18 protein-coding genes are annotated in these 19,699 nt (G+C 67.2%); 5 read left to right on the forward strand and 13 right to left on the reverse strand.

What is annotated here, in order from left to right:
• Positions 1-252: 252 nt before the first annotated feature.
• The 7 genes from HTA01S_RS03995 to HTA01S_RS04025 all read right to left on the reverse strand — a co-directional run bounded on the left by HTA01S_RS03995 (position 253) and on the right by HTA01S_RS04025 (position 6,808).
• Positions 253-1,149 (reverse strand): carbohydrate kinase family protein, encoded by an 897-nt coding sequence (locus HTA01S_RS03995; protein ID WP_068167308.1) that lies wholly within the window; start codon positions 1,147-1,149, stop codon positions 253-255.
• 17 nt (positions 1,150-1,166) lie between these two features.
• Positions 1,167-2,414: a DUF3426 domain-containing protein gene (locus tag HTA01S_RS24555; RefSeq protein ID WP_169804749.1), complete on the reverse strand. Its 1,248-nt coding sequence runs from the start codon at positions 2,412-2,414 to the stop codon at positions 1,167-1,169.
• Between the two features lie 108 nt (positions 2,415-2,522).
• Entirely contained in the window at positions 2,523-3,407 is an 885-nt protein-coding gene (gene prmA / locus HTA01S_RS04005; protein WP_068167310.1) for a 50S ribosomal protein L11 methyltransferase, read from the reverse strand.
• Between the two features lie 143 nt (positions 3,408-3,550).
• The gene (gene accC, locus HTA01S_RS04010) at positions 3,551-4,900 is read right to left on the reverse strand and encodes an acetyl-CoA carboxylase biotin carboxylase subunit (RefSeq protein WP_068167311.1); all 1,350 of its coding nucleotides are present in this window, start codon (positions 4,898-4,900) and stop codon (positions 3,551-3,553) included.
• Between the two features lie 15 nt (positions 4,901-4,915).
• On the reverse strand, positions 4,916-5,380 hold the full coding sequence (accB, locus tag HTA01S_RS04015) for an acetyl-CoA carboxylase biotin carboxyl carrier protein (RefSeq protein WP_068167312.1): 465 nt from the start codon (positions 5,378-5,380) through the stop codon (positions 4,916-4,918).
• Positions 5,381-5,663: 283 nt separating this feature from the next.
• Positions 5,664-6,185, reverse strand: a complete 522-nt coding sequence (locus HTA01S_RS04020) for a TlpA family protein disulfide reductase (protein ID WP_068167313.1) — start codon at positions 6,183-6,185, stop codon at positions 5,664-5,666.
• A complete protein-coding gene (locus tag HTA01S_RS04025; RefSeq protein WP_068167314.1) occupies positions 6,182-6,808 on the reverse strand; it encodes a hypothetical protein in 627 nt (208 codons plus the stop codon). The genes HTA01S_RS04020 and HTA01S_RS04025 overlap by 4 nt, the downstream gene beginning before the upstream one ends.
• A gap of 92 nt (positions 6,809-6,900) precedes the next feature.
• Between HTA01S_RS04025 and mpl the strand changes: the two genes are divergently transcribed.
• Entirely contained in the window at positions 6,901-8,367 is a 1,467-nt protein-coding gene (gene mpl / locus HTA01S_RS04030) for a UDP-N-acetylmuramate:L-alanyl-gamma-D-glutamyl-meso-diaminopimelate ligase (protein WP_068167315.1), read from the forward strand.
• A gap of 17 nt (positions 8,368-8,384) precedes the next feature.
• Here the strand turns inward: mpl and HTA01S_RS04035 are convergent, their stop codons facing one another.
• From HTA01S_RS04035 to rodA, 6 genes are all read right to left on the reverse strand, one after another.
• Positions 8,385-8,705 carry a hypothetical protein gene (locus HTA01S_RS04035; RefSeq protein WP_068167316.1) on the reverse strand — a complete coding sequence of 107 codons (321 nt, stop codon included), beginning with the start codon at positions 8,703-8,705 and terminating at the stop codon, positions 8,385-8,387.
• Between the two features lie 80 nt (positions 8,706-8,785).
• Positions 8,786-9,859: a helix-turn-helix domain-containing protein gene (locus tag HTA01S_RS04040; RefSeq protein WP_157571970.1), complete on the reverse strand. Its 1,074-nt coding sequence runs from the start codon at positions 9,857-9,859 to the stop codon at positions 8,786-8,788.
• 138 nt (positions 9,860-9,997) lie between these two features.
• Positions 9,998-11,131 (reverse strand): 3-deoxy-7-phosphoheptulonate synthase, encoded by a 1,134-nt coding sequence (locus tag HTA01S_RS04045; RefSeq protein WP_068167318.1) that lies wholly within the window; start codon positions 11,129-11,131, stop codon positions 9,998-10,000.
• Between the two features lie 214 nt (positions 11,132-11,345).
• Positions 11,346-12,806, reverse strand: a complete 1,461-nt coding sequence (tldD, locus tag HTA01S_RS04050; RefSeq protein ID WP_068167319.1) for a metalloprotease TldD — start codon at positions 12,804-12,806, stop codon at positions 11,346-11,348.
• A 102-nt stretch (positions 12,807-12,908) separates the two neighbouring features.
• A complete protein-coding gene (locus HTA01S_RS04055; RefSeq protein WP_084235842.1) occupies positions 12,909-13,943 on the reverse strand; it encodes an NAD(P)-dependent oxidoreductase in 1,035 nt (344 codons plus the stop codon).
• Positions 13,940-15,094 carry a rod shape-determining protein RodA gene (rodA, locus tag HTA01S_RS04060; RefSeq protein WP_068167320.1) on the reverse strand — a complete coding sequence of 385 codons (1,155 nt, stop codon included), beginning with the start codon at positions 15,092-15,094 and terminating at the stop codon, positions 13,940-13,942. The genes HTA01S_RS04055 and rodA overlap by 4 nt, the downstream gene beginning before the upstream one ends.
• A gap of 23 nt (positions 15,095-15,117) precedes the next feature.
• Here rodA and HTA01S_RS04065 point away from each other — a divergent pair, with 23 nt between their 5' ends.
• Genes HTA01S_RS04065 through HTA01S_RS04080 form a run of 4 tightly spaced genes read left to right on the forward strand, consistent with a single transcriptional unit; the run spans position 15,118 to position 19,549 of the window.
• Positions 15,118-15,738, forward strand: a complete 621-nt coding sequence (locus HTA01S_RS04065) for a YqiA/YcfP family alpha/beta fold hydrolase (protein WP_068167321.1) — start codon at positions 15,118-15,120, stop codon at positions 15,736-15,738.
• Between the two features lie 41 nt (positions 15,739-15,779).
• Complete coding sequence (locus HTA01S_RS04070; protein ID WP_068167322.1) at positions 15,780-17,870, forward strand: ribonuclease catalytic domain-containing protein; 2,091 nt, start codon at positions 15,780-15,782, stop codon at positions 17,868-17,870.
• Between the two features lie 24 nt (positions 17,871-17,894).
• Positions 17,895-18,764, forward strand: a complete 870-nt coding sequence (locus HTA01S_RS04075) for an energy transducer TonB (protein ID WP_245638000.1) — start codon at positions 17,895-17,897, stop codon at positions 18,762-18,764.
• Positions 18,764-19,549: a transglycosylase domain-containing protein gene (locus HTA01S_RS04080; protein ID WP_068167323.1), complete on the forward strand. Its 786-nt coding sequence runs from the start codon at positions 18,764-18,766 to the stop codon at positions 19,547-19,549. The genes HTA01S_RS04075 and HTA01S_RS04080 overlap by 1 nt, the downstream gene beginning before the upstream one ends.
• The last annotated feature ends 150 nt before the right edge of the window (positions 19,550-19,699 follow it).

Here is a 19,699-nt window from a genome sequence, read left to right on the forward strand (position 1 = left end):
CAAGAAAGCCGCAGCTCCGGCCAAGAAGGCAGCCCCCGCAAAAAAAGCTGAGCCGGCTAAAAAGCCGGCAGCCCCAGCTGCCCCTGCGGCCCAAACCAAGCTCAACCCTCAGGCTGCCTGGCCGTTTCCGACGTCCAGCAAGCCCTGAAGTCGTCCTCCCGACGATGACTTGGCAAGCCCGACGCGCGAGCGTCGGGCTTTTTTATGCCCGGCCGCGACAGGCCCCTGTGAGCCGCAGCAGATCTTGTGTGTTCAGCTGTTGACCGACGGCAGCGTGTAGTTCTGCCCCCCGCGACTGGCAATCTTGGTGGCACCCATGCGGTTGCCCAACTCGGCACAACGCTGCAGTGACCACCCCTGCTCCAGCCCGTGCAGCAGGGCTGCCCGGAACGCATCCCCGCAACCGGTCGGGTCCAGCACTTCGGTCGCGGGCACCCCGGGAATCACCGTCTTCTGCCCGTCCGTCCAGACCTCGCAACCTTGTTCACCCAGGGTCACGATGAGACCCCGCACCTTGGCCGCCACGGCCTGCAGCGTGAGCCCGGTGCGGTCCGACAGCATCTGCGCCTCGTAGTCGTTGACCGCGACCCAGCTGGCCAGCTCGATGAATCGGGTCAGCTCTTCGCCATTGAACATGGGCAGCCCCTGCCCCGGATCGAACACGAACGGCACGCCCGCCGCGTGCAGCTGCTGCGCGTGGGACAGCATGGCCTCACGGCCATCGGGTGCAATGATGGCCAGGGCGATGTCGCTGCGCTGGGGCACCGGGTTCTCATGCGCCTGGGACATGGCCCCGGGGTGGAACGCGGTGATCTGGTTGTTGTCGCGGTCGGTCATGATCATGGCCTGTGCGGTGTAGCTGTCGGTCGACGTGAACACATGCCCGGTGTCCACCCCCAGCGACCGCAGCCGCGCCAAGTACTCCTGCCCATCGCTGCCCAACGTGGCCAGTGGCACGGCCTGGGCCCCCAGCTGACGCAGGCCGTAGGCGATGTTGCCCGCGCACCCCCCGTACTCGCGACGCAGGCCCGGCACCAGGAACGACACATTGAGGATGTGCAACTGGCTGGGCAGGATCTGCTCGGCGAAGCGACCCTCGAAGGTCATGATGGTGTCGAACGCCAGGGAACCACAAATGAGGATGGACATGGGTGTGTTTCAAACAGTCAGGGATAAAAAACCAGCGCACGGTATCCGGCCATGGGTGAAGCGCCCGCATCGTTGATGGACAGGCGCAGGCTCACCGGCAGCGAGCCCTTCGCCGACAGCAACACGGGGGCACCGGGCAGTTCCTCGGGCAGGAACACCCGCCGGGAGAGCACGGCATCGCGCGCGTCGGTGAGGCTGAGCTCCAGCGCGGGCACCGCCACGGGCATGGACGCATTGTTCTTGAGCACCAGATCAAAGGAATAGAAGTTGCCGAGCCGGCGCACCAGGGTCGAGCTGTCGATCACCACGGCATCGATCTGCCGCACCGGCCCCACCTCGCAGCCGATCGGTTCGCACAGCAGGGACAACAGCGGCACCAGCGCCGGCTGCCGGGCAGCCAGTTGGTCCCGGTTGTGCAAGGACCATTGCGCCACCAGGACAATCGCCATCGACAGGACCAGCGCCGCCAGCAGAGCGCGCATGCCTGGCGTCTGCCAGAACGCGCGCCGCCGCGCCTGCCGCATGAAACCGGGCTCGAGTGGAGCCTCTGCAGCATCCTCGTCCTTCTTGGGAGATATCTCCGGCTTGGGTGCGAGCGGTTTGGTGACCGGTGGTGCAACCGGTGGTGCGGTGGTCACCACGGGACGTGTCGGGGTGCGCGCTGGCTTCGGCTTCGGCTTTGTCTCTTGGGCAGGCGCCTGAACAGGTGCCGGAGCCACCGTCGGTTCAGCCGCAGCCGCGGCGGCAGAGGATGCGGCGGCAAAGCGCCGCAACTCGGCATGAAAGTCGGCCTCCTCGTCTTCTTCGGTGAGCAGCAAGGAGTGCGAACCAGCCACCAGACCGTTCCTGGGTCGTGGAGCAACCACCCGATCCGTCCGGATGACGCTGCCACCGGAAGCGATGGGCGGCTCAGGGAGAGCCGCACCCGGCCTCGCGTCACGCGTCTCCTCGGCCATCGGCTCCTCCAGCGGCGCCGGACCCGAAAGCCAGTCGCCCTTTTCGTCATCCTCGGCTTGATCTTCCGCAGGCGGCGGGCTTGGTGGTTGGGCCACCTGGCGTTCAGGCGCCGGCACTGGCACCCGCTCGCGCGGCGATTCATCCGCCTCTGTTGCGGAAACCGGCGGCTTCCAGGTGTCCAGATACAGCGTGGCGTCGAACACATCGGCGCAATGACCACAACGCACCCAGCCATCGGAAATCTTGAGCTGGTCGGGAACGACCTTGAACATCGTTCCGCAGGCTGGACAGCGGGTGGTGAAACTCATGCGGCGATTATTGCAGGCCATCGGGCCGCCCCCAGGCGGTCCGCAGCACGTTCGGTCCACGGCAGCAGGGCCAACGAAGCGGCATCGCCCACGGGCCGAACGAGCCGCTCAGGCCCGGGCGGCGGTCATCAGAATCCAGCCGTCTTCTTCATCGCTGACCTCCAGCGCCAACCAGGGCGCATAGGCCTCGCGCAGCTCATCGGCCTGGCGCGCCAGGATGCCCGCCATCACCAGATGCCCCCCCCGGCCGACGTGGGCACAGAGCAAGGGCGCCAGCACCTTGAGCGGTGTGGCCAGAATGTTGGCCAACACCAGATCAAAGACACCGCTGGCGAGCTCGGGCAGGCCGGTCTGCAGGGCCACGTGGTTGGCCGCGGCGTTGAGCCGGGTCGACTCCACCGCGGCGGGATCGATGTCCACCGCGACGATCTCACTTGCGCCGAACTTGGCCGCACCGATGGCCAGGATGCCCGATCCGCAGCCGTAGTCCAGCACGCGCTGGCCGGCCACGGGGTGGGAGGCGGTCCAGCGCAGGCACATGCGGGTGGTCGGATGGGTTCCGGTGCCAAAGGCCAACCCCGGGTCGAGCCGTATCACCTGCTGCGCGGCCGGGGGCGGCTCGTGCCAACTCGGCACGATCCAGAAACTGGGGGTGATCTCCACCGGCGCAAACTGCGACTGCGTCAGCCGCACCCAGTCCTGCTCGGGCACGGCCTGCACGCCCAGCACCTCACAGCCTTCGAAAAAGTCCTGCGCAGTCAACAGATCGGCCGCGTCGCGCGCGGCCGCCTCCGCCGGGAACAGGGCCACCACCCGCGAACGCTGCCAGCCCTCTTTGGGTGGCGGCATGCCGGGTTCACCAAACAGCGCCTGCTCGGCCGGGGTCAGGGCGTCGGCGTCTTCGACCGAGGTGCTCAGCGCATCGAGCGCGTCCAGCGCGTCGCTCACCGGCTCCACGGCCGCTTCGGGCACCAGCAGCACCAACTCGAACAATGAAGACATGAATGAATTCCCGCGGTCAGCGCGCCGCTACACGAGAAGAGAGAACGATCCCGGAACATCGCGGAACCGACGCTGCCAGGCCGCAGGTGTTGCCCCATGCGGGGGAGGCGCCGCAGGCGCTTCGGGGGAGGGCTTTATCTTTCACGCTGGGAAAGCCACTCTTCGAGGTAGTGGATGTTGGTGCCACCAGCGACAAAGCTGGCGTCCACCATCAACTCGCGGTGCAGCGGGATGTTGGTCTTGATGCCCTCGATCACCGTCTCGGCGAGCGCGGTGCGCATGCGGGCCAGCGCCTGCTCTCGCGTGTCGCCGTGCACGATGATCTTGCCGATCATCGAGTCGTAGTGGGGGGGCACGAAATAGTTGGTGTATGCGTGCGAGTCCACGCGCACCCCGGGGCCGCCTGGCGCATGCCAGGTGGTGATGCGCCCGGGCGAAGGCGTGAACTTGTAGGCATCTTCCGCGTTGATGCGGCACTCGATGGCGTGGCCGCGCAGCTGGATCTGGCGCTGGGTGAACGGCAGTTTTTCACCCGCCGCCACCGCAATCTGGGTGCGCACGATATCCACGCCCGAGATCCATTCCGTCACCGGGTGCTCCACCTGCACACGGGTGTTCATCTCGATGAAATAGAACTCGCCGTTTTCGTACAGGAATTCGAAGGTGCCGGCACCGCGGTAGCCGATCTTCTTGCAGGCGGTGGCGCAGCGCTCGCCGATCTTCTCGATCAGGCGACGCGGGATGCCCGGCGCCGGCGCTTCCTCGATCACCTTCTGGTGGCGACGCTGCATGGAGCAGTCGCGCTCGCCCAGATAGACCGCGTTGCGGTGGGTGTCGGCAAGGATCTGGATTTCGATGTGGCGCGGGTTCTGGAGAAACTTCTCCATGTACACCTCGGGATTGCCGAAGGCCGCACCCGCTTCCGCCTTGGTGGTCTGCACCGCGTGCAGCAAGGCCGCCTCGGTGTGCACCACACGCATGCCACGCCCACCGCCGCCGCCTGCGGCCTTGATGATCACCGGATACCCCACGGCCTTGGCGGTGCGCTTGATGACGGCCGGATCATCGGGCAGGGCGCCCTCGGAGCCGGGCACGCACGGCACGCCAGCGCGGATCATGGCCTGCTTGGCCGACACCTTGTCGCCCATGAGGCGGATCGACTCGGGCGTGGGACCGATGAAGGTGAAACCACTCTTTTCCACCCGCTCGGCGAAATCGGCGTTCTCCGACAGGAAACCGTAACCTGGGTGGATCGCCTCGGCGTCGGTCACCTCGGCCGCCGAAATGATGGCCGGCATGTTAAGGTAACTGAGGGACGACTGCGCCGGCCCGATACAGACCGACTCGTCGGCCAGCCGCACGTATTTGGCGTCGCGGTCGGCTTCGGAATACACCATCACCGCCTTGATGCCCATTTCGCGGCAGGCGCGCTGCACGCGCAGCGCGATCTCCCCCCGGTTGGCGATCAGGATTTTTTTGAACATGGAGGACTGTGCTGGTTATTCGATGACGTAGAGGGGCTGGCCGTATTCCACCGCCTGGCCGTTCTGCACCAGAATCTGGGTCACCGTGCCGGATTTGTCGGCCTCGATTTCATTGAGGATCTTCATCGCCTCGACGATGCAGATGGTTTCCCCTTCCTTGATGGTGTCGCCCACTTCCACGAAGGGCTTGGCACCGGGGCTGGCCGCGCGGTAGAAGGTGCCCACCATGGGAGATTTGACGGTGTGACCGACCGGCCCAGCGGGAGCCGCCGCCAACGGCGTGGCGTCGACCGCAGGAACCGCCGCCGGTGCGGCCATGGGCGCCGGGCTGGGTGCCATGGTGTAGGTCACCGGCGCGGCCATGCCCATGGGCGCGCTTTTGACGATGCGGACCTTGCCCTCGGCCTCGGTGATTTCCAGCTCGGACACGTTCGACTCGGACACCAGGTCGATCAGGGTCTTCAGTTTTCTCAAATCCATGATTTCTCCAACGAATATCGGTCAAATTGACTCAAATGCAGACAACTTCATTGAAGTCGGAGCATGCCAACCCGCCGGGGTGCGCAGTGTACACGATGACACAGGTGTTTTGTGCATTGAAACGACCCTCCCGAGAAGAGGCCATGCTTCGTCTGAAAACCCACTACCTGACGCAAGATGGGCGAACTTTACCCGCTTTCTGGCGTTGTTCGCCGCGATTGGACCAACGGCACCGAGCGCCCCATTTCTGACCGAAAACCGCCGAGGACGAGACCCCGCGGACTCATCCGAGACCGGACCACTGGGACAGATCGGCTTCTGACACCTGCCCTATCTTCCGGTGCCGCACCGTCCCATCACGCCCCCAAACCACTGTGAACGGCAGACCACCACCGAGGTTGCCCAGTGAGCGGCTGGTTTCAATGCCCGCGAACCCGGCCATGGCCACCGGGAACGCCAGGGGCAGTTTCCGCAGGAAGCGCTGCACCGCAGCGGGCTGGTCCACCGCCAGCCCCAGCACCTGCCAGCCTTCGCGGGCATGGGCTTGGTAAAAGGCGTTGAGCAGCGGCAGCTCTTCCACACAGGGGGGGCACCAAGTGGCCCAGAAGTTGACCAGCAGCGGCCGCCCCCGAAATGGTTCCAGCGCCACGGGCTCACCAGCGGGTCCTTCGTACCGACCCGCCCAGAACGCCGCCTCGGCTTCGCTGGCCAGGTCGCCGGGCCGCAGCCGCCACCAGGCCACGGCGGCGCCGGCAGCACCCGCCGCCGCCGCGACGCCTCCCATCCACAGCGTGCGTCGTTTCATGTTTGGTCGTCCGGGTGTTGTGTGTTGTCGCAGGCGAGCAGCGCCCGCAAGGCCTGAGCATCCCCACGCGGCCTGCGGCCCTGGCCGTCGGGCTTGAGGGCGCCGCGCAGGTCGTCCAGGTCGTGCACCATCAGATGCACCAGCACCCAGCCGTTCAGCGCCTCGCAACGCACCCGCACGGTCAAGGCATCGACCGGGTCGCCACGCCAGCCCGTCACCGTGCCCGGGTGGTAATCCACCTTGCGATCCAGCAGGGCCCATTCCGCCGTCTTGGGGTCCTCGCAGAACAACTGGATATAGATGTCGCTGTGGCGGGTGGCCGTGCCGTGCCAGACCGCGCCACCCAGGTGCGGGCGGAAATCGTCCAGCCGTTCCAGCCACAGCAAAGCCACCTCGCGCAAGGCCCGCAATTCCACGGCCTGGGTATCGGAGCAGAAGATGTCGATGTATTCACGCACCGCCTCGTCCATGGCCGCGTTGTCGGGCCAGGGCACACGCGCCGACAGGCCCAACTGGCGGCCAGCCCGTCGCTTGGCCGCGGCGTATTCCAGCCCCTCCTCCACCACGAAGCGGGCGGCGGTGGCAGCGATCTCGGCGCTCTGGTTCACTCGAAAAACATCCATCGGGGGATTGTGCACCGGGCCATTCGCCCGCCCGGCCAGAGTCCGCCACGGGCACAGGGCCGACGGCCGGGACCGCCGCCTAAAATCGCCCGATGCATATACACATACTGGGCATTTGCGGCACTTTCATGGGCGGTCTGGCCGCGCTCGCCCGCGAGGCCGGCCACCGCGTCACCGGCTGCGATGCCGGCGTCTACCCCCCGATGAGCGACCAGTTGCGGGCCCTGGGCATCGAGTTGATCGAAGGCTATGGCGCCGACCAGATGGCGCTGCGACCCGACGTGTTCGTGGTGGGCAACGTGGTCAGCCGCACGCGCCTGCCCGACGGCACGCCCAAGTTCCCGCTGATGGAGGCCATTCTGGACGCGGGTGCCGCGTACACGAGCGGCCCGCAATGGCTGGCCGAACACGTGCTGCAGGGCCGCCACGTGCTGGCTGTGGCGGGCACCCACGGCAAAACCACCACCACCGCCATGCTGACCTGGATCCTGGAGGCCAACGGCCTGAACCCGGGTTTTCTGGTCGGCGGTGTGCCCATGAATTTCGGGGTATCGGCAAGACTGGGCTGCGGGGCGGCTGTGCGCTCTGCGCAGGTGAAGGAGGAGCCCGCGCAGCCGCCCCGCAGCCCACTCTTCGTGATTGAAGCGGATGAATACGACACGGCGTTTTTCGACAAGCGCAGCAAATTCGTGCACTACCGCCCGCGCACGGCCATCCTGAACAACCTGGAGTTCGACCACGCCGACATCTTTGACAACCTGGCCGCGATCGAACGCCAGTTCCACCACCTGATCCGCACCGTGCCCGGCACCGGCCGGGTGGTGGCCAACGGCCTGGAAGAAAGCCTGGAGCGCGTGCTGCACCAGGGCCTGTGGAGCGAACTGCGCAGCTTCGGGGCCGCGGTGAGCGATTTCACCGCCGAGGGCGAGCCACATGCCTTTGACGTGCTGGAACGTGGCCAGCCTGTCGCGCGCGTGGAGTGGGCGCTCACCGGCGTGCACAATCAGCTGAACGCGCTGGCCGCCATCGCGGCGGCCGAGCACGTGGGGGTTTCGCCCGCCGACGCGGCGCGGGCGTTGGCACAGTTCGAGAACGTACGCCGCCGCATGGAGGTCCGGGGCACGGTGCCGATCAACGGAGGACCGGTCACCGTCTACGACGATTTCGCCCACCACCCGACTGCCATCCGTACCACGCTGGATGGTCTGCGCCGGCGTCTGGGCAGCCCTTCCACCGGCAACGGCGGGCGCATCCTGGCGGTGTTCGAACCGCGCAGCAACACGATGAAGCTGGGCACCATGAAGTCGCAGCTGCCCTGGAGCCTGGAGGCGGCCGATCTGGCGTTTTGCCACACCGGAGGGTTGGACTGGGACGCGGTCGAGGCGCTGCGGCCCATGGGTGAACGGGCCAGCGTGGCCCGCTCCATCGACGAGCTGGTGGCACAGGTCAGCGCGGCGGCACGTGGCGGTGACCACATCGTCTGCATGAGCAATGGCGGGTTCGGCGGCGTGCACGCGCGGCTGCTGGCCGCCCTGGAGCGGTACTCCACCAGCGACTGACCCGGGCGACGGGCGCTTCAGTAGCCCAGGGTCTGTGTGGGAATGTCCACCGTGACCACGGGTTTGGCCAGTGCGGCACTGGTGGCACGGGCAAATGCCAACGCCCAGGCGCGGTGGGACGGGTCGCGGAAACGCTCTTCGCCCGCCGCCTGCGCAACCCCGAGGATCTTGTCCGCGGTGAGCACCTTGCCGGTCAGGCGGATGGGCTCACAGCCAAAAAAGGTGAACTGCTCGTCCAGCCAGGAGCGCGCCAGCTCGTGCGGCATGGGCTGCACCTCCTCCAGATCAAAGCGGTAGATGGACGGTTCACCCCAACTCACAGTGACTTGGCTGCGCATCTTGCGGACTCCTTGGATACGGTAGTGGGTACCTGACCATTGTGCATCGGGTGCTGCGCGCCTGCCAGCACGCCCCAGCGTCACCCTGGGTCGGGCACCAGCGGCCCGGCGGATTTCCCCGCAACCGTGCGCAGCGGCGAATGGGGCATCTCGCGCAGGATGCTCGACGGCGGCACCAACGGGTCGGACTGATCGGAGTGACCGGTGCGCAACAGAGCCTCGGGATTGGGATCAGCCTGATCAAAATGCAGCGCCACCAACGCGCGCCTGGCCGCGGGCTCGGCCCGCCGTGCGCTGTCGGCATCGGTGGTCAGCCCCCCGGCGTGGTACAGCGACGCCAGGTGATGCGCCAGCTCCTTCTCGGCAACGCCGGTGCGTCGACACAGGTCGTTGAAGGCGGCGGGGCGCACCATCAGTTCGCGCATCAGCGTCAGGTGCACCTCGTCAAACCAGCGTGCAGGCACACGGGGAACACGCCGCAGATACATCGTGCGTTCGCGGTACCGCGCGGGCAGCACGTCGCGCAGGGTGCGCACAGCATAGGTCCACATGACGCGGTGCAAGGGCAGGCGAATGAACGAGGAAGGAATGTCGGCCGCACCCGGCGGGCGGCGCACCCATTCGGCCATCGCCAGGTCCACGGGACGCGCGGGGATGAACAGGCCGGACTGCCAGCGATCCAGATCGATCACGGCCAGCAAGCGCCCTTCGTGGGTCACGTGGATCACGCCCCCCTTGAACTGCCCCATGCGCTCCACCAGCAGCGATCCCAGCGCAAACTGGCTTCGCAGCGGGCGCAGCCAGGCCTCAAAGCGTTGCAGCCGCTGGCGCACGCTCTTCTCGTCGTCGGATTCGAAAAACTCGGCCGAGGCAAAGCCCTCGGGCAGCGGCGTGGCAAACGCCAGCGGACGATCCACCTCGGCGCGGTTGAGCGCCAGACGCTCGTCACCCCCGTGCGGATGGCGGATGACCACCGCATCCCGCCCCAGCACCTCGACCGACTCCCCGCGGATCATCCAGGCATCGGCCAGATGCGGGTCGCAACCGCACCACTCGGGCCAGCCGGCTTGGGCCTGACCGGCCCAGGCCAACAGGCGCAACTGATCCGGCTCGGGAAACCCGAGCAGACCCAAACGCAATACAGGTTGCTCCACACACGCTCCAGCGATCGGCGACCAATCCAGTGCACCGTGCCCACGACGACCATGGACATGGCAGGCCGCCACAGCGGTGGTATCGGCCTCTGTTACAGATTATGAAGCACCGATTTGCGGGGCGTGCCGCGCGGGGCCCTATTTGCCGCGCTGACGCGCGGCCTGCACCGCCTGGGACAGGACCTCCAGTGCCTGCACTGAGTCGGACCAGCCCAGGCAGGCATCGGTGATGCTTTTGCCGTAGGTGAGCTGGTCCACCCGGTCCTTGCCCGGGGTGAACTTCTGGGCGCCGGCTTCGATGTGGCTTTCGATCATCACGCCAAACACGCTGCGGGATCCACCAGCGATCTGTGCGGCGATGTCACGCGCCACCTCCAGCTGCTTTTCATGCTGTTTGCTGCTGTTGGCGTGGCTGCAGTCCACCATCAGACGGGGGACCAGCCCAGCCGCCTCCAGGTCTTTGACAGCCGCGGCCACATGGGTGGCGTCGTAATTGGGTGCCTTGCCTCCCCGCAGGATCACGTGGCAATCCTTGTTGCCGTTGGTCTGCACGATGGCGACCTGACCGTTCTTGTGCACCGAGAGGAAATGGTGGCCGCGCGCGGCGGCCTGGATGGCGTCGGTGGCGATGCGGATGTTGCCGTCGGTGCCGTTCTTGAAGCCGATCGGCGCCGACAGCCCCGAGGCCAGCTCGCGGTGCACCTGACTCTCGGTGGTGCGCGCGCCGATCGCCCCCCAGGCGATCAGGTCACCGATGTATTGCGGCGAGATCACATCCAGGAACTCGCTGCCGGCGGGCATGCCCAGGCGGTTGATCTCGATCAGCAGCTGGCGCGCGATGCGCAGCCCTTCGTCGATGCGGTAGCTTTCATCGAGGTAGGGGTCGTTGATCAGCCCCTTCCAGCCCACCGTGGTGCGCGGCTTTTCGAAATACACGCGCATCACGATCTCCAGCGTGTCGGCGTAGCGCTCGCGCAAGGGCTGGAGGCGGCGGGCGTAGTCCACCGCTGCGGCCGGGTCGTGGATGGAGCAGGGGCCGATCACCACCAGCAGGCGGTCGTCCTGCCCGCGCAGGATGTTGTGGATGCGCTGGCGCGTCTGGGTGATCAGGGCCTCCACCGGCGTGCCGCCGATGGGGAAAAAACGGATCAGGTGTTCGGGAGGCGGGAGCACGGTGATGTCCTTGATGCGTTCGTCGTCGGTCTGGCTGGTTTTGTCGACAGGACGCGCATGCCAGGCATCGCTGCTGGCGGGGTGGGTCTTGGCATTCATCGTGAGGCTCCTCGGAAGTGGGTTGCAATGAAAAGACTGGGCCAAAAAAAACCGCCGGGCTGTGGGCTCCGGCGGTTGGTTCGAGATTCGGTGATGCGCTTACAGCCTCGCCTCTCGTCCGCCAGGGACAGAGAACCAAAAATAAAAGGCAAAGAAGGCGAAGCGCGAGGTCATGGGATCGGAATGTAGCACAGCGCGGAGGGGCAGTCGCCCTTCAAGCCGTGCCGCCGACGGTCAGGCCGTCGATGCGCAGCGTGGGCTGGCCAACGCCCACCGGCACGCTCTGGCCTTCCTTGCCGCAGGTGCCCACACCGCTGTCCAGGCGCATGTCGTTGCCGATCATGCTCACCTTCTTGAGCGACTCCGGACCGCTGCCCACCAGCGTGGCGCCCTTCACGGGGTACTGGATCTGGCCGTTTTCCACCCAGTAGGCCTGGCTGGCGGAGAAAACGAACTTGCCGCTGGTGATGTCCACCTGGCCACCACCGAAGTTGGTGGCGTACAGGCCTTTCTTGATGCTGGCCACGATCTCGTCGGCGCTCTTGTCGCCACCGAGCATGTAGGTGTTGGTCATGCGCGGCATGGGCACGTGGGCATAGCTCTCGCGCCGGCCGTTGCCGGTGGGCTTCACCCCCATCAGGCGGGCGTTCATGGCGTCCTGGATATAGCCGCGCAGAATGCCGTCTTCGATCAGCACGTTCTTCTGCGAGGTGTGGCCTTCGTCGTCCACATTGAGCGAGCCGCGGCGGTCGGCGATGGTGCCGTCATCGAGCACGGTCACGCCCTTGGCGGCCACGCGCTGGCCAATGCGGCCAGCGAACGCGCTGGAGCCCTTGCGGTTGAAATCACCTTCGAGGCCGTGGCCCACGGCCTCGTGCAGCAGCACACCGGGCCAGCCGGGGCCCAGCACCACGGTCATCTCACCCGCGGGCGCCTCACGGGCGTCGAGGTTGGTCAGCGCCGAGGACACGGCCTCGTCCACGTAGGACTGCACCATGGCGTCGTCGAAATACGCCAGACCGAAACGGCCACCGCCACCCGAGGAACCGATTTCACGCCGCCCCTTCTGCTCGGCGATGACGGTGACCGACAAACGGATCAGGGGGCGCACGTCGGCGGCCAGGGTGCCGTCGGCACGGGCCACCAGCACCACATCGTGTTCGGCCGCCAGACCGGCCATGACCTGCACCACGCGCGGGTCTTTGGCCTTGGCCAGACGTTCCACCTTTTCCAGCAACGCGACTTTGGCGGTGCTGTCCATGGTGCCGATCGGGTCCAGCCCCGGGTAGAGCGAGCGCGATTTCGACACCTTGACCGCGGGCACCCGCACCTTGCGGCCCTGCCCCTGAGCCGAGATGGAGCGCACCGTGTGGGCGGCATCGATCAACGAGTCCCAGGACAGGTCGTCCGAATAGGCGAAAGCGGTCTTTTCCCCGCTGACGGCGCGCACGCCCACGCCCTGGTCGATGCTGAAACTGCCGGTTTTGACGATGCCCTCTTCCAGGCTCCAGCCTTCGCTGCGGGTGGTCTGGAAATACAGGTCGGCGTCGTCCACGCCATGCGACATGATCTCGCCGAGCGCACGCTGCAGGTGGGACGGACTCAGACCAAAGGGTTCGAGCAGCAGGGTCTGTGCGGTGGCCAGACGGGCCAGTGTGGGTTCGCGAGCAATCATGGGGACATTGTAAGAAGGAGCGGGTCCGCACGCTGGCGGCAAGGTCATGGGCCGGGGTCAACCGACCGGTGGTCGTCGCCCCCCCTGTTGTGGACGGCGGTGTCAGCTCGCCGAACCGTCGCCCGCCGGTCGGCGCAGCAAGGCCAGCAGCGACGCATCGTCCTGCTCGGCCAGCCCGGCCGCGTGGGCCTGGGCGAACACGGCGGCGGCGCGCGCCCCCAGAGGGCCGGTGAAGCCGGCCGCCGTGGCGGCGTCCACCGCCAGCCTGGTGTCTTTTTCCAGCAGGGTGACGTGGGCGCGCGGTGCAAAGTCCCCCACCATGGCCCGGCGCATGCGGTCCGATCCGATCCAACTCTGGCCGCTGGACTGCTCGATCACCGCCTGCGTGGTGCCGATGTCCAGCCCCAGGCGCTCGGCCAGCGCCAGCACCTCGGCCGCGCCCACCAGGTTGATACCCGCCAGCAGGTTGTTGACCAGCTTGGTGCGTGCGCCATCGCCCACCCGCTCGCTGATGCGAAACTGCTTCGATGACAGGGCGTCGAGCAATGCGGCGTGGCGCGCGAGCACGGCGTCCGGCGCGGCCAGCATCAGGCTCATGCTGCCGTCGCGCGCGCGCGCCGGGCCACCGGACATGGGGGCGTCGATGCAGTCCACCCCACGCGCGGCGAGCGCCGACGCCAGGGTTTCGGTGTCCTGTGGGGCGATGGTCGGGCACAGCATCACGGCCTGACCGGAGCGCAGCGCCGGCGCGGCGCCTTGCTCACCCAGCAGCACCTCGGACGACTGCCCGGCATCGACCACACAGACGATCAGCACGCCGTCGGGCACCAACGCGCGGGCGGCCGTCTCGGGCGTGTCGGCCAGGTGGGCGCCAGCGTCCAGCGCCTGCTGCTGCCGCAGCGGGTCAACGTCGCACACCACCACGGTCCAGCCCTGTTCGCACAGCCGCGCCGCCATGGCGCCGCCCATGTTGCCGGCGCCGACCACGGCCACCTGAACCAGGGGCAGCGACCCGCTCAGCAGCGCAGCGTGGGGGCCATCGACCGCAGCGAAGGGCCGCTCCCGAGCCAGGTCAGCCCCCTCGGGGGGCAGCGACCCGCGCAGCGGCGGAGCGTGGGGGCCCATGCTCGTGCTCATGACTGCATCAAACGCTTGGACTTGGCGATCGACATCAGAATGCCCAGCCCCACGCCCAGCGTCACCATGGCGGTGCCGCCATAGCTCACGAACGGCAGCGGCACACCCACCACCGGCAGGATGCCGCTGACCATGCCCATGTTGACGAAGGCATAGACGAAGATGTTGAGCGTGACGGCCCCGGCCAGCAGGCGGGCGAACAGCGTGGGCGCCTCCACCGCGATCAGCAGACCGCGCACGACCAGGAAGATGAAACCCGCCATCAGTGCCAGCGTGCCCATCAGGCCGAACTCTTCCGAGAAAGCCGCGTAGATGAAGTCCGTGGTGCGCTCGGGAATGAACTCCAGGTGGGTCTGTGTGCCCTGCATGAAGCCCTTGCCCCAGACGCCTCCCGAGCCGATGGCGATCATGCCCTGGATGATGTGAAAGCCCTTGCCCAGCGGATCTTTGGACGGGTCCAGCAGCGTGCAGACCCGCTGGCGCTGGTACTCGTGCAACACCTGCCAGTCCACCCCGGGGGCACACCATTGCGGCTCCATCGCGATCAGCGTGACGATGCCGATAACGCCGATGACCACCGGCGGCACAATCAGTTTCCAGCTCAGACCGGCAAAAAAGATGACGAAGATGCCCGAGGCCAGCACCAGCAGGGTGGTGCCCAGATCGGGCTGCTTGAGGATGAGCGCGGCGGGAACCGCCAGCAGCACCACGGCCACCACGAAGTCCAGCGGCTTGAGCAGGCCTTCGCGGCGCTGGAACCACCACGCCAGCATCAGCGGCATGGCGATCTTCATGAGTTCGCTGGGCTGAATGACGACGCCCACGTTGAGCCAGCGCTGTGCGCCCTTCTTTTCGATGCCGAACAGAAACACCGCCAGCAACAACAGCACGCCCACCGTGTACAGGGGCACGGCCAGCGCCATCAGGCGCTGCGGGGGCACCTGGGCCACGAGGAACAGCACGCCCGCGGCCAGCAGCATGTTGCGGCCGTGGCTGGCGAAACGGGTTCCGTGGTCGAAGCCCACCGAATACATGGTCACCAGGCCGGCCGCGGCCATAAGCAGCACGGCCAGCGCGAGCGGGCCGTCAAAGCCCTGAAAGATCGGGGCGATGCGTTGCAGCAGGGTGGGTTTGTCGAAGGACGCGGCCATGAAGCCCGATTATCCTTCGCCCCATGACCGCATCGGCCCCCACCACCCACCTGCTCTACCTGCACGGCTTCCGTTCGTCGCCCCGATCCATGAAGGCACAGAAAGTGGCGGCGCGCGTGCGGCAGCGGCACCCGGGTGTGACCTGGTGGTGTCCCCAGCTGCCGCCCTCGCCGCGCGAAGCCATGGCCCTGGTGACGCAAGGCACCGCCAACTGGCCCCGGAACACCATGGCCGTGGTGGGGTCTTCGCTGGGCGGGTTCTACGCGCGCTGGCTGGCGCTGCAGACCGGTTGCCGCGCCGCGCTGCTGAACCCGGCGGTGTTCCCGGCGCGCGATCTGGCGAAGTACATCGGCGAACAGACCGCCTGGCACGACCCGCAGGAGCGCTTTTTCTTCCAGCCCGGCTTCGTGGGGGAGCTCCGCACGCTGGAGGCCGACATCGCCCGCCTGTCGCCGCAGCACCCGGTCTCGCCAGGGCGGCAGTTCGCCATCGTGGCGCAGGGTGACGAGGTGCTGGACTGGCGCGAGATGCAGGCCTTCTGCGCCGGTGGCGCGCTTCGCCTGCTGCCCGGCAGCGACCACGCCATCAGCGACTTCGACGAGCACATCGGCGCGCTGTTCGACTTCCTGGCCGTGGCGAGCTGAATCCGGCGGGGCCCGTCCGTGCGCATGGGACAATCGAGCCCATGCACATTCTGTTCGATGAAGCCGGCAAATTGATGACCGGCCGCCTGCTGTCCGAAGCCGAAAGTTCCCTGCAGGTGGAGCTCGATTCGGGCAAACGCGTGAAGGTCAAGGCCGCCAACGCCTTGCTGCGCTTTGACAAACCCGCCCCCGCCCAGCTCATGCCGGCCGCCAGCACGCTGGCCGAGAGCATGGAGTTGGAGCTGGCCTACGAGTTCGCGCCCGAGGACGAGTTCGGCTTTGCCGAGCTGGCGCGCGAGTACTTCAGCGCCAGCGCGGGCACCACCGAACAGGTCGCCGCCCTGCTCTGCCTGCAGGGCGCGCCGCACTATTTCCGCCGTGCCGGCAAAGGGCGCTACAAAAAAGCGCCGCCCGAGATCCTGGCGCAGGCGCTGGCCGCGATCGAGAAGAAAAAGCAGGTGCAGGCGCAGATCGAGACCTGGGCCGCCGAACTCACCAGCGGCCAATGCCCGCAGCCCGTGCGCGAGCAGCTTTACAAGATATTGTTCAAGCCCGACAAGAACGGGCCCGAGTACAAGGCCGTGGTGGAGGCCGCGCGCAACAGCCACACGGCGCCATTGGCGCTGCTGCGCAACGCCGGCGCCATCACCAGCGCCTACCAGTTCCACTGGCAGCGCTTCCTGTTCGACCAGTTTCCCAAGGGCACGGGTTTCCCGGCGCTGCAGGCGCCCGCCATCGCCGACGAGCTGCCGCTGGCCGCCGTGCAGGCCTTTTCCATCGACGACTCGCACACCACCGAGATCGACGACGCGCTCTCGCTGCAGGGTCTGGGCAGCGGCACGGTCACGCTGGGCGTGCACATTGCCGCGCCCGGCCTGGCCATCGTGCCCGACAGCGCCATCGACCAGGTGGCGCGCCACCGCCTGTCCACGGTCTACATGCCGGGCCACAAGATCACCATGCTGCCCGACGAGGTGGTGCAGACCTACACCCTGATGGCCGGGCGCGACTGCCCCGCCGTGTCGCTCTACGTCACGTTCGACGAAGCCACGCTCGAACCCAGGGACAGCCGCACCGCGCTGGAACGCGTGCCGATCGCGCTGAACCTGCGCCACGACCAGCTCGACACCGTGATCACCGAAGACTGGTTGAGCGACGGTGCCAGTGCCGGTGGCGCGGCGCCCGAGATCGCCGCCCTCCAGCCCACGCTGGCCTTCATCTTCCGCCTGGCCCGCCACCTCAAGGCGCAGCGCGAGGTCGTGCGCGGCAAGCCGGAGAACTTCAACCGGCCCGACTACACCTTCAAACTCGAAGGCGTGGCGGGCGGCGAGCCCGACGGCAGCGAAACCGTGGTGATCGGCACCCGCCAGCGCGGCGCGCCGCTGGACCTGATGGTGGCCGAGGCCATGATCCTGGCCAACAGCAGCTGGGGCCAGTGGCTGGCCGAATGCGGCGTGCCCGGCATCTACCGCAGCCAGGCCAGCCTGGCGCCCGGCGTGAAGGTGCGCATGGGCACCAAGGCACAGCCGCACGCGGGCATCGGCGTGAAGAGCTACGCCTGGAGCACCTCGCCCCTGCGCCGCTATGTGGACATGGTCAACCAGTGGCAGATCATCGCCTGCGCGCGCCACGGCAAGACCGCCGCGCTCGCCGCGCCTTTCAAGCCCAAGGACGCCAACCTGTTTGCCATCATCAGCAGCTTCGACGCCGCCTACACCGCCTACAACGGTTTCCAGAACGGCATGGAACGCTACTGGACGCTCAAGCACCTGCAGCAGGCGGGCATCTCCGAGCTGACCGCCACCCTGATCAAGGACAACCTGGTGCGCGCCGACAGCCTGCCGCTGGTGCTGCCGGTGCTTGGCACCGAGGGCCTGCCGCGCGGTGCGCACGTGCGGGTGCGCCTGGGTGACATCGACGAAATGACGCTGGAAGTGGGCGGCACGGTGATCGAGCGCCTGGACCTGCCGGTGGACGAGGTGAGCGACGACAGCGCCGACGAAGGCGATGGCGACGAGGGCGAACTGGTCGCGCCGCTGGCGCTGGCGATCGATCTGGACGACGGTGCGGATGCGTCTGCAGCCTCCGCCGACGAGAACCCCGAGCCGGCCAAGGCCGCCCCGGCGGCATGAGCCGGCAGCCCGGATAATGCGCGCGTGAAAACCGCCCTGACCTTCTTCAAGAACCTGAGCACGCTGCAGCTGGCGCTGGGCGTGTCGGTGGCCGTGCACGCCGCACTGCTGACCGTGCGTTTCGTCGCCCCGCAGAGCTTCGACCGGGTGTTCCAGGACACACCGCTGGAGGTCATCCTGGTCAACGCCCGCAGCGACCAGCGTCCCGACAAGGCACAGGCGATCGCCCAGGCCTCGTTGGCCGGCGGGGGCGAATCCGACAAGAAAATCCGTGCCACCTCACCCCTGCCCCCCAACATGGTGGCCCGCGTGGGCGACACGCCTGAGGAAGACGAGCGACGGATCGAGGCCCTCAAAGAGAAGCAACAACAGATTCTGGCCCAGGTGCGGCAGCAGTTGGCCAACCTGCCCCCGCCCGACCTGGAGGCGCTCAACCCCAGCCAGGCGGCGGTCGAGCGCGAACAGAAGCGCCAGGCCCTGGTGAAGGTCCTGGCCGAGATCGAAAAGCGCATCAACGAAGAAAACGCCCGGCCCAAGAAACGTTACATCAGCCCGGCCACGCGCGAAGAGGTCTACGCGATCTACTACGACGGGCTGCGCCGCAAGATCGAAGACCGGGGCACCAGCAACTTTCCCGAGGCCGGCGGGCGCAAGCTCTACGGGGAACTGACGATGGTCATCACCGTCAACCACACCGGCTCCGTGCTCGACACCGAGGTGGTGCAGTCTTCGGGCACCCCGACGCTGGATCGCCGGGCCGAGGCCATCGTGCGCAGCCTGGGCTTTGGGCGCTTCAACGAAGCCATGCGCCGCCGGGCCGACCAGATCGTGGTGGTGTCGCGCTTTCGCTTCACGCGCGACGCGACCTTGCAAACGCAAATGACCAGCCAGTGATGAAATCCGTTGGTCGCTGGTTGTTGTGGGTGCTGCTGGCCGGTCTGGCGCTGCAGCTGTTTTTCGTGCTGCGCATCGCGCTCATGGTGGTGATCGATCCGCAGAGCACGGCGTTCATGCGCTCCGAGGCCTGGCAGGTCGCCCGCGGGAGCCTGACCTCTGAAAAGGGCTGGCACTGGTCGGCCCAGTGGGTGGACTACGACCAGATCAGCCCGCACCTCAAGCGCGCGGTGATGGCGTCGGAAGACGCGGGGTTCGCCGACCACGGCGGTGTGGACTGGGAGGCCATCGAGTCGGCCTGGGCCAAGAACGAACGGCGCCAGCAACTGGCCGAAAAGCGCATCGAACAACTCGAACGTCGTCTGGCCAAGAAGCCCGAGGTGGCCGAGGCTGCGCTCAAGGCCGTCAAGCCCCCCAAGATCATCGGCGGCTCCACCATCACCCAGCAGCTGGCCAAGAACCTGTTGCTTTCGGGCGAACGCAACCTGATGCGCAAGGGGCAGGAGCTGGTGCTCACGCTCACGCTTGAGGCCCTGCTGAGCAAGCAGCGCATCCTGGAGATCTATCTCAACAGCGTGGAATGGGGCGAAGGCGTGTTCGGCGCGGAAGCCGCGGCGCAGCGCTACTTCCAGAAACCCGCGGCAAAACTCAGCGCCTACGAAGCGGCGCGGCTGGCAGTGATGCTGCCGTCGCCGAAGTTTTTCGAGACCCGCCAGGGCTCGGCCTACCTCGCGCGGCGTGCCGGCACCATCGTCGCACGCATGGGCGCGGTGCAGGCGCCGTGATGTGCCCCCCTGCGCCGCTGCGCGGCTTCCCCCCCAGGGGGACGACACCTGGGGCCAGGCGAAGCCCGTTCCGCGGTGTCCCCGGGTTCGGGCATCGCGCTCGTGACGCATTCATCTAGACAGGAGCAAGCTCTGTGAGAATCACAGCCC

This window comes from Hydrogenophaga taeniospiralis CCUG 15921 (assembly GCF_001592305.1).
GTDB lineage: Bacteria > Pseudomonadota > Gammaproteobacteria > Burkholderiales > Burkholderiaceae_C > Hydrogenophaga > Hydrogenophaga taeniospiralis.